The organism is Pseudoxanthomonas wuyuanensis (genome assembly GCF_900215535.1).
Lineage (GTDB): Bacteria > Pseudomonadota > Gammaproteobacteria > Xanthomonadales > Xanthomonadaceae > Pseudoxanthomonas_A > Pseudoxanthomonas_A wuyuanensis.
The window spans coordinates 53,867-63,733 of record NZ_OCND01000014.1; the positions used below are offsets into that span (position 1 = coordinate 53,867).

Annotated in this window: 11 protein-coding genes; 4 read left to right on the forward strand and 7 right to left on the reverse strand. The window is 66.4% G+C overall.

The window, feature by feature from the left end; all coding sequences use genetic code 11:
• Positions 1-14 precede the first annotated feature (14 nt).
• Genes nth through CRO39_RS19330 form a run of 3 tightly spaced genes read right to left on the reverse strand, consistent with a single transcriptional unit; the run spans position 15 to position 1,834 of the window.
• Positions 15-680, reverse strand: a complete 666-nt coding sequence (gene nth, locus CRO39_RS19320) for an endonuclease III (protein WP_097123615.1) — start codon at positions 678-680, stop codon at positions 15-17.
• Positions 677-1,048 (reverse strand): hypothetical protein, encoded by a 372-nt coding sequence (locus tag CRO39_RS19325; protein ID WP_097123616.1) that lies wholly within the window; start codon positions 1,046-1,048, stop codon positions 677-679. The genes nth and CRO39_RS19325 overlap by 4 nt, the downstream gene beginning before the upstream one ends.
• Positions 1,049-1,051: 3 nt before the next feature.
• On the reverse strand, positions 1,052-1,834 hold the full coding sequence (locus CRO39_RS19330) for an enoyl-CoA hydratase/isomerase family protein (protein WP_097123617.1): 783 nt from the start codon (positions 1,832-1,834) through the stop codon (positions 1,052-1,054).
• 173 nt (positions 1,835-2,007) lie between these two features.
• Here CRO39_RS19330 and CRO39_RS19335 point away from each other — a divergent pair, with 173 nt between their 5' ends.
• The 3 genes from CRO39_RS19335 (at position 2,008) to CRO39_RS19345 (ending at position 4,486) form a co-directional block, all read left to right on the forward strand.
• Entirely contained in the window at positions 2,008-2,709 is a 702-nt protein-coding gene (locus tag CRO39_RS19335) for an FKBP-type peptidyl-prolyl cis-trans isomerase N-terminal domain-containing protein (protein WP_097123618.1), read from the forward strand.
• Positions 2,710-2,824: 115 nt separating this feature from the next.
• Positions 2,825-3,625, forward strand: coding sequence for a CoA pyrophosphatase (locus CRO39_RS19340; protein WP_097123619.1), 801 nt, complete (start codon positions 2,825-2,827; stop codon positions 3,623-3,625).
• A gap of 9 nt (positions 3,626-3,634) precedes the next feature.
• Positions 3,635-4,486: a sulfurtransferase gene (locus CRO39_RS19345; protein WP_238394710.1), complete on the forward strand. Its 852-nt coding sequence runs from the start codon at positions 3,635-3,637 to the stop codon at positions 4,484-4,486.
• Positions 4,487-4,500: 14 nt separating this feature from the next.
• Here CRO39_RS19345 and CRO39_RS19350 read toward each other — a convergent pair whose 3' ends face one another.
• Both CRO39_RS19350 and CRO39_RS19355 read right to left on the reverse strand, forming a co-directional pair.
• Positions 4,501-4,803: a YciI-like protein gene (locus CRO39_RS19350; RefSeq protein WP_097123621.1), complete on the reverse strand. Its 303-nt coding sequence runs from the start codon at positions 4,801-4,803 to the stop codon at positions 4,501-4,503.
• A gap of 30 nt (positions 4,804-4,833) precedes the next feature.
• Positions 4,834-5,610 carry an enoyl-CoA hydratase/isomerase family protein gene (locus CRO39_RS19355; RefSeq protein WP_097123622.1) on the reverse strand — a complete coding sequence of 259 codons (777 nt, stop codon included), beginning with the start codon at positions 5,608-5,610 and terminating at the stop codon, positions 4,834-4,836.
• A 38-nt stretch (positions 5,611-5,648) separates the two neighbouring features.
• Between CRO39_RS19355 and CRO39_RS19360 the strand changes: the two genes are divergently transcribed.
• Positions 5,649-6,095: a copper chaperone PCu(A)C gene (locus CRO39_RS19360; protein WP_097123623.1), complete on the forward strand. Its 447-nt coding sequence runs from the start codon at positions 5,649-5,651 to the stop codon at positions 6,093-6,095.
• 100 nt (positions 6,096-6,195) lie between these two features.
• Here the strand turns inward: CRO39_RS19360 and CRO39_RS19365 are convergent, their stop codons facing one another.
• Both CRO39_RS19365 and uvrA read right to left on the reverse strand, forming a co-directional pair.
• A complete protein-coding gene (locus CRO39_RS19365) occupies positions 6,196-6,612 on the reverse strand; it encodes an acyl-CoA thioesterase (RefSeq protein ID WP_097123624.1) in 417 nt (138 codons plus the stop codon).
• Complete coding sequence (gene uvrA, locus CRO39_RS19370) at positions 6,609-9,527, reverse strand: excinuclease ABC subunit UvrA (RefSeq protein ID WP_097123625.1); 2,919 nt, start codon at positions 9,525-9,527, stop codon at positions 6,609-6,611. The genes CRO39_RS19365 and uvrA overlap by 4 nt, the downstream gene beginning before the upstream one ends.
• Between the last annotated feature and the right edge of the window lie 340 nt (positions 9,528-9,867).

The window sequence follows — 9,867 nt, forward strand, 5'->3', positions numbered from 1 at the left end:
ACGATCCTGCCGCCCTAACCGGGCGTTTTGTCCTTGAACCGGCAGATGTCGCGGATGATGCATTGCGGGCAATCGGGCTTGCGCGCCTTGCAGACGTAGCGACCGTGCAGGATCAGCCAATGATGCGCATCGTGCAGGTATTCCTCCGGCACCACTTTCAACAATTTGTCCTCGACCGCGCGCACGTCCTTGCCAGGCGCCAGGCCGGTGCGGTTGGACACGCGGAAGATATGCGTATCGACCGCGATGGTCGGTTCGCCGAAAGCGGTATTGAGCACTACGTTGGCGGTCTTGCGGCCGACGCCGGGCAGCGCTTCCAATGCGGCGCGGTCGCGCGGCACTTCGCCGCCGTATTGCTCGACCAGGATCCGGCAGGTCGCGATGACATTCTTGGCCTTGGCATTGAACAGGCCGATGGTGGCGATATAGCGCTTCAGCCCTTCCTCGCCCAGCGCCAGGATCTTCTCCGGCGTATTGGCGACCGGGTAGAGCCGGCGGGTGGCCTTGTTGACGCCCACATCGGTAGCCTGCGCCGACAGCACTACCGCGATCAGCAGTTCGAACGGCGTGGCGTATTCCAGTTCGGTGGTCGGTTTGGGATTGAGCTCGGCCAGCCGCGAAAACATCTCGCGGATTTCCTCGCGATTGAGCGTCCTGCTGCGGCGGGCGACCACGCTCATGGGGCGTCGCGTCCGGCCGCCTTGGCCTTGGCACGCGCCAGGATTGCGGCGGCGGCGGCGGGCAGCGAAGAACGCTTGCCGGCATCGGCGGCGGTCCGTCGCGCATCGCGCTCGGCCGCGCGGCGCGCGAGCCGGGCATTGCGGGCGCGGTAGCGATCGCGCGCCGCCCAGGCTTGCGCCAGCCGTTCGCGGGTTGCCGTCAATACGTCAGCCATCGCCGCGTAGTCCGGATCGCCGGCACGGCAGGCCGCGCAGTCTACGAAGTCCATCAGTCCGCTCTCGAGGGCGGCGTCGATGTCATCGGCGCTGATCTGTCCGAACAGCAGCGACACCGAAGGCGATTGCCGGCAGCAGTGGGTGGCGGCCATCGCTCAGCGTCCGGTGAATTCGGGCTTGCGCCGCTCCAGGAACGCACGGGTGCCTTCGCGCATATCGTCGGTGGCGAACATCAGGCCGAACTGCGCCGACTCGTATTGCAGGCCTTCCTCGATGCCGCATTCGCCGCCGACATTGACGATGTCCAGCGTGCCGCGCAACGCCAGCGGCGCACTGGTTGCCAGCTGCCCGGCCAGCGTTGCGGTTTCCGCCTCCAGTTCCGCGGCCGCGACAACGCGGTTGACGATGCCCAGTTGCAACGCGCGCTCGGCGGTGATGGGGGCGCCCAGCAGGCAAAGTTCCAACGTGGCTGCGCGGCCGGCCAGCCGCAGCAGGCGCTGGCTGCCGCCAAAACCCGGGATCAGCCCCAGGTTGATCTCCGGCTGGCCGAGCCTGGCGCTGTCGGCGGCGATGCGCAGGTGGCAGGCCATCGCCAGTTCCAGCCCGCCGCCCAGCGCAAAGCCGTTGACCATCGCGATGACCGGCTTGGGCATGGTTTCGATGCGGCGCATCAGGCGCTGCCCGCGCAGCGAAAAATCGCGCCCTTCGGTGGCGCGAAGATCCGCCATTTCGGCGATGTCGGCCCCGGCGACGAAGGCTTTCGGGCCGGCACCGGTCAATACCACCACCCGCACCGCCGGCTCCTGCGCGGCCGCTTCGAACGCCTGCAGCAGGGCGTCCAGGGTCGCTGCATTCAAGGCGTTCAGTTTGTCCGGACGATTGACGGTGATGCGCCGGATAGCGCCCTGATCGGCAATGGCTACGGGGATGTCGGTCATGCGATGGTGTCTCGGTGAAATGTAAATATTAAGTAAAAAGGAACTCTGGTCGCCGTGGCTGGTCGGAGAAGGCCTGTCGTCAGTGGCGGTTAAGCGCCGCGGCGGCTATCCTAGCGCGTCCATTCTAGGCGGTATGTATGTCCCGCCATCGCCACCACCCGGAGAATCGTTTGATGAAGTTGCGTTCGTTAGTGGTCGCTGTTGCGGCATTCGCCATGGCCGGCAGTGCCCTGGCTCAGGACACCACGTCCGAAAAAGGCAAGCTGAGTTATTACTTCGGTTACGACTATGGCAACAACCTTGCCGAACTGACCGGCCGTGGCGAACAGCTCGACATCAATACCGTCATCAAGGGCCTGCAGGATGCCTACGGCAAGCAGCAGCCGGCGTTGACCGCCGAGCAGTTGCGTCCGGCGCTGGAGGCTTTCCAGAAGCGCGAACAGGCCCGCGCCCAGCAGGCCAAGGCCGAGTACGACAAGGTCGCGGCCGAGAACAAGACCAAGAGCGATCAGTTCATCGCGCAGAACAAGGCCAAGCCGGGCGTGCAGTCGCTGCCCAGCGGCGTGCAGTACCGCGTGATCGAAACCGGCAACGGCGCCAAGCCGACCCAGGCCAGCACGGTGGAACTGGAAGTCGCCGGTCCGTTCCCGTTCGGCCAGCGTCCTGCCGAAGCGCGCCCCCCGCAGCAGATGCCGGGCATCAAGGTCAGCGAAGTCGAAATGCAGGCCATGCGCGAAGTGCTGCTGCAGATGCCGGCCGGTTCCAAGTGGGAAGTGGCGCTGCCGCCGGACAAGGCCTATGGCGCCGACCCGCGCACCGGTTTCCCGCCCAACCTGGCGGTGGTGTTCGAAATCAAGCTCAAGAGCGTGAAGTAATCGCGCGACTGTCCCATGTAGTTCCCACTGCGCCGGCCCTGAGCCGGCGCAGTGCTTTTCCGGAGCCTGAGCGCCAGGTGACGTTTCCGGGTAGGCTTGCCAAGTGTGAGTGTTCATGAATACCGCTTTCCGCGCCGTGCTTAGCCCGTGCATAGGCGTCTGCAATCTGCGTGAGGACGGGCTATGCGAGGGTTGCCTGCGCACGAGCGCCGAAATTGCCCGCTGGTCGCAAATGAACGATGACGAACGCCTGCGCCTGATGGAAACCGTGCTGCCCGAACGCGAGCGCGCGCAGCCGCGCTTCGAACAGCGGCTGCTCGAACGCAGCCGTCTTGGCGCGGTGTTGCATCCGCTGCATGCGGCTCCTTCCGGCCCTGGCTGGAACCACGAGGAACTGATCGATCTGATGCCTCCGGGCGAACCGGCCGAGGCCGCGGTGCTGGCCGGACTGGTGCCGCGTGCGCAAGGCACCCAGGTGCTGCTGACCCGGCGCACCGACAGCCTGCGCCACCATGGCGGGCAGGTGAGTTTTCCCGGCGGCCGCATCGAAGCCGGCGATGCCGACGCGATTGCCGCGGCCATCCGCGAAAGCCAGGAGGAGATTGCGCTGGCGCCGGCGCAGATTTCGCCGCTGGGATTCCTGGACCCTTTCATCACCATCAGCGGTTTCCGGGTGGTGCCGGTGGTCGCGGTCATCGATCCGGCCTATGTGGCGCAACCGAATCCCGATGAAGTGGCGGACGTATTCGAAGTGCCGCTGGACTATCTGATGGCTCCGGACAACCTGCGCCGGGTCGAACTGGAATATCGCGGGCGCCGCCGCGCTGTGCTGGAATACGACTGGCCGGGCCAACGCATCTGGGGCGCCACGGCTTCGATTCTGTTCAACCTGCGCCAGCGGTTGCTGGGCCGCTGAGGAGCGATGATGAACTGGACAACGCTGGTGAAGGCGGACGAGTTGGCGGCGGCGCTGGGGCAGCCCGGGCTGCGGCTGGTGGACGCGCGTTTCGCGCTGACGGACCCATCGGCGGGGCGCCGCGACTATCTGGCCTCGCATCTGCCGGGCGCGGTCTACGCCGATCTCAATGCCGACCTTTCCGACCTGAGCAGGACCGGACTGGGCCGGCACCCGTTGCCGGATAGCGATGCGTTCGCGCGCAAGCTGGGCGAGTGGGGCATCGGTAGCGGCGATCAGGTCGTCGTTTACGACGCGGGCGACGGCAGCATGGCCGCGGCGCGCTTCTGGTGGATGCTGAAACTGCTCGGCCATGAGCGGGTGGCGGTGCTGGATGGCGGTCTGGCCGCCTGGCGCGCGAGCGGCCTGGCAGAAACCGACCAGCCCGTGCTGCCGGTTGCGCTGGAACCGTATCCGGCCCGTTTCGACAAGCGCCGCATCGCCGATGCCGACGAAATCCTGGCGCGGCTGGACGAAGACAGCGGCTGGCTGTTCGACGCGCGCGCGCCGGAACGGTTCCGCGGAGAAGTGGAACCCATCGACCCGGTGGCCGGCCATGTGCCCGGCGCGCTCAACCGCCCCTACGCCGCAAACCTGCAGGAGGGGCGTTTCATTGCCGCCGATGCATTGCGGCAGATCTTGTTGCGGCAACTGGCCGGCCGCGATGCCGCCGATACCGTATTGATGTGCGGCTCCGGCGTCACCGCCTGTCATCTGCTGCTGGCCTTCGAACACGCCGGTCTGCGCGGCGCCCGCGTCTATGCGGGTTCGTGGAGCGGCTGGATCAGCGATCCGTCGCGGCCGATCGCCCAGGGCGACTAGCGCTGCGGGATGCCCTAATCGGCCAGCGTCGGATTGCAGGCATCGGTTCCCACCACCGTGTGCCACGGACGGATCCGCCAGCGTTCGACCAGGCCGTGGCGGACATAGGGATCTTCGGCGACGAAGGCCTCGACGGTCGCCGGCGATGGGCAGCAGAACACCAACAGCGCGCCATCCAGCGGATCGTCCATCGCCCCGCCCAGCAGCAACTCGCCGCGCGCCTGCGCCTCCCAGGCCAGTTTCAGGTGCTGGGAGCGGAATGCGGTACGGCGGCTCAGATAGTCGGCGCAGTAATCGTAGAACAGCAGGTAGTGCATCGGGCTCTCCCGCCGGCGATGCTGGCCGGCCTATTTCCTCAGTTTTTCGACCAGCGCGTGCAAGGCCGCCTGCGTATCCGGGGCATACCAGGCATCGATGAAGCGGTCGAGCAGGATGAATTCTGGCGACAGCGCCTGCACCAGATCGTGGCGGGCAATCGCACGGGTCTGCAACATCGGGTGATGGGGCAGACGCAGCAGTTGCCGCAGCCAGTCGATGGCGCGGGCGGTTACTTCGCTTTGCTCGACCAGTTCGTCGACCAGGCCGATCTCCAGTGCGCGTTCGGACGGCACCATTTCGCCGGCCACCAGCAGGCGTTCGGCACGATAGGTGCCCACCACGCGGCGCAACAACCGCTGGATGCCCTCAGGCGCCACCAGCCCTACCTGGGTCTCGTTGAGGCCGATGGCGAACGGCCGCGCCGGGTCGGTGCTGCGCGCCATCACCCGGTAGTCGCAGCACAGCGCCAGCACGCAACCGCCGGCGGGCGCATGCCCGGCAATCGCCGCGACCACCGGCACCCGCGATTCGGCCAGCGTGCGCGCGGCGCCGAAGAACGCGTGCCAGCTGTCCATCAGCGCATCGCGGTCGTTGCCATGCGAGAGCAGGTGGGGTACGTCCATGCCGGCCGAGAAGATGCGTTCGTTGCCGGCCAGCACGATGCCGCGGACGCCTTCGCCCAGTGCGGCATTGAGTGCGCCAATCAGCGCCCGGCACAGGTCCGCATCCAGGGCGTTGACCGGCGGCCTGGCCAGCCTGATCTCGCGGATGTCGCCGTGATCGCGGGTTTGCACCAGTTCGCTCATTAACTTCCTCCGTCTGCGCTGGCCGCTATGATAGGCGCATGAAACCGATGAATGCATGCCGGCTTGCGCTGGCCCTGGGGTTGGCAGGAACGGCACTGGTGGCCGCCGCCGACGAATGTCTGCCGAAAGTGGAGCAGGGATGGGTGCGGTCGCCGCCGGTGGCGATGCCGATGATGGCCGGCTTCGCCCGCATCGAGAATCCCTGCGCGGCGCCGGTGGCGGTGGTATCGGCCAGCAGCCTGTCGTTCGCCGAGGTATCGATTCACGAAACCCGCGAGATCGACGGCGTCAACCGCATGCGCGAGGTGGAAAGGCTGGAAGTGGCGGCCGGCGGCTTGGTGGAACTGAAACCCGGCGGGCTGCACCTGATGCTGTACCGCCCGCAAACGGCGCTGAAGGAAGGCGACAAGCTGTCAATCGCCCTCAAGCTGGCCGACGGCCGCGAGATTGCGGGCGAATTCGAAGTGCGCAAACCCAAACCCTGAGCAGGGGAGCGTCTGCTGCCCTTGCAGCAGCGACGTCAGTCGCGATGAAGCTTTACCGATAGCCCCATCGCGACTCACGTCGCTCCTACGACAAGCATTCCTAAGCCGAAGCGTTGCGCACCGCCTCCGGCAGCGGCGCGCTTTGGCCGGTCTGCGTATCCATCCAGACCACCACCACGTTGCCGTCCGAATACAGCACCGAATCGTCCGTGGCCGACACGATGCGATGGCCGATGGTGACGCTGCTGGTGCCCAGCCGGTCCACGTAAAGCTCGACCACCACGTCGTTGGGCCAGGTCAGCGGGCGTTTGTAGTTGATGTTGTTGGCGGCCACCACCGGTGCGATGCGGTCGGTCATCGCGATGCCCGGTACGGTCAGCATCCAGCGCACGCGCGCTTCTTCCAGGTAGGAAATGTACTTGGCGTTGTTGACGTGGCCCATACTGTCCATGTCGCGCCAGCGCACGCTGATGGGAATGCGTGCCAGCACCTTGCGGTTGTCGCTGTTGTCGGTCATTTGGCGGCCTTTTTCTTGGTGGCGGATTTGCGCGGCGGCAATACGTCCGGTTTGGCGACGGCCGCCGGCTTGCTGGGCCTGGTTGCCTTCGCTGCCGGCAGCAGCTTGGCAAGGAACTGGCCGGTGTGCGAAGCCGGATGCGCGGCGATGTCCTCCGGCGTGCCGGTGGCCAGGATCTGGCCGCCGCGGTGGCCGCCTTCCGGTCCCAGATCGACGATCCAGTCGGCAGTCTTGATGACATCCAGGTTGTGCTCGATCACCACGATGGTGTTGCCGTCGTCGCGCAGCTTGTGCAGCACCGCCAGCAGATGCTCGATGTCGTGGAAGTGCAGGCCGGTGGTCGGCTCGTCCAGGATGTAGAGCGTGCGGCCGGTATCCCGGCGCGACAGTTCCTTGGACAGCTTGACGCGCTGCGCTTCGCCGCCGGACAGCGTGGTCGCGCTCTGGCCCAGCTTGATGTAGCTCAGGCCCACGTCCAACAGCGTTTCCAGCTTGCGGGCGATGGACGGCACCGGTTCGAACAGCTTCAGCGCATCCTCGACGGTCATTTCCAGCACGTCGTTGATGTTGTAGCCCTTGTACAAAATCTCCAGCGTCTCGCGGTTGTAGCGCTTGCCGTGGCAGACGTCGCAGGGTACGTACACGTCGGGGAGGAAGTGCATCTCCACCTTGATCAGGCCGTCGCCCTGGCAGGCTTCGCAGCGGCCGCCGCGCACATTGAAGCTGAAGCGCCCAGGCGAGTAGCCGCGCGCGCGCGCTTCCGGCACCTGCGCGAACAACTCGCGCAGCGGCGTGAACAGGCCGGTGTAGGTGGCCGGATTGGAACGCGGCGTGCGGCCGATCGGCGACTGGTCGATATCGACGACCTTGTCGAACAGGTCCAGACCGCTGACTTCACGGTACGGCGCCGGCTTGTGCGAGGCGCCGTTGATCTCGTTGGCAGCCAGCGCGTACAGCGTGTCGTTGATCAGCGTCGACTTGCCCGAGCCGGACACGCCGGTGATGCAGGTGAACAGGCCTGACGAGATCTCCAGATCGACGTCTTTCAGGTTGTTGCCGCTGGCGCCGCGAAGATGCAGGGTCATCTTCGAGTTGGGCTTGTGGCGCGCCTTCGGCACCTCGATGCTGCGCTTGCCCGACAGGTACTGGCCGGTCAGCGACCGCGGCGCCTTCAGGATGTCGGCCAACTGGCCCTCGCCGACGATCTCGCCGCCGTGCACGCCCGCGCCCGGGCCGATGTCCAGGATGTAGTCGGCGGCGCGGATGGCGTCTTCGTCATGCTCGACCACGATCACGGTGTTGCCCAGATCGCGCAGCCGCGTCAGCGTGCCGAGCAGGCGCTCGTTGTCGCGCTGGTGCAGGCCGATGCTGGGCTCGTCCAGCACGTACATCACCCCGACCAGGCCGGCGCCGATTTGCGAGGCCAGGCGGATGCGCTGCGCCTCGCCGCCTGACAAGGTGTCGGCCTTGCGCTCCAAGGTCAGGTAATCCAGGCCCACATCGACCAGGAAGCCCAGCCGCTCGCCGATTTCCTTGACGATCTTGGCGGCGATTTCGCCGCGCCAGCCGGGCAGGGTCAGCTCGCGGAAGAACTTCAGCGCCTCATCGACCGGCAGCACCACCAGATCCGGCAGCGGACGGTCGGCGACGAAAACGTTGCGCGCGGCCTTGTTCAAGCGTGCGCCGGCACAGTCGGGGCAGGGGCGGTCGCTGATGTACTTGGCCAGCTCCTCGCGCACCGCCGGCGATTCGGTTTCGCGGTAGCGGCGTTCCAGGTTCGGCACGATGCCCTCGAACTTGTGCTTGCGCTGGGTGCGCCCGCCGGATTCGGTGAGATAGGTGAAGGTGACGATTTCGCTGCCGCTGCCGTACAGCACGGCCTGTTGCACGTTTTCCGGCAGCGACTGCCACGGCGCATCGACATCGAAGCGGTAGTGCTTCGCCAGCGAGGCGATCAACTGGAAGTAATAGGCATTGCGGCGGTCCCAGCCGCGCACGGCGCCGGCCGACAGCGACAGCTCCGGGTGCACGACCACGCGGCCGGGATCGAAGAACTGCGCCACGCCCAGGCCGTCGCAGGTGGGACAGGCGCCGACCGGCGAGTTGAACGAAAACAGCCGCGGTTCCAGTTCCGGCAGCGAGTAGTCGCAGACCGGGCAGCTGTACTTGGACGAGAACAGCAACGGGGCGGCCTGGGCATCGTCCAGCGACTGCACCGAGGCCATGCCGTCGCCCAGCTTGAGCGCGGTCTCGAAGCTTTCCGCCAGCCGTTGCTTGATTTCCTCGCGTGGCTTGAAGCGGTCGATGACGGCCTCGATGGTGTGCTTGACCCGTAGCGCCAGCGGCGGCACCGCGTCGATCTCGTACAGTTCGCCATCCACGCGCACGCGCACGAAGCCCTGCGCGCGCAACTGGTCGAAGACCTGCGCATGCTCGCCCTTGCGCTCGCGGATCACCGGCGCCAGCAGCATGTAGCGCTGCTCAGGGTCGAGCGCCAGCACCTGATCGACCATCTGGCTGACCGTCTGCGCCTCCAGCGGGTAGCCGTGGTCCGGACAGCGCGGCAGGCCGACGCGGGCATACAGCAGGCGCAGGTAATCGTAGATCTCGGTGATGGTGCCCACGGTCGAACGCGGGTTGTGCGAGGTCGACTTCTGCTCGATCGAGATGGCCGGCGACAGGCCCTCGATGTGATCGACGTCGGGCTTTTCCATCACGCTGAGGAACTGGCGCGCGTAGGCCGACAGCGATTCGACATAGCGGCGCTGGCCCTCGGCGTAGATGGTGTCGAACGCCAGCGACGACTTGCCGGAGCCGGACAGGCCGGTGATCACGATCAGCTTGTTGCGCGGCAGATCGAGATCGATGTTCTTGAGATTGTGGGTGCGTGCGCCGCGGATGCGGATGCTGTCCATGCCGTGGGGTGGCCTGTTCAGGAAGGGAGGGAAGGGCGCCATTCCGCCGGCGCGGCCTGGCCGCGTCAGCGAATCGCCCAGCGTAGCGATTCCGTTATTTGGGGGCAAATCGTCATTTTGGAACCCTCTGCGTTCGCGCTGCCGTTGCCACACCCTGGCGGCCGCGCGATGGCGGCGAGCCGTCACGAGTCTGAGCCGGGCCTGTCTCCGGATTTGAGAACAGCCATTGAAGACCGCACCTGCATCGAACAGCCCGACCCCGACCCCGACCTCCCCAGTCCCCAGTCCCCAGTCCCCAGTCCCCAGTCCCCAGTCCCCAGTCCCCAGTCCCCCCCCCCCC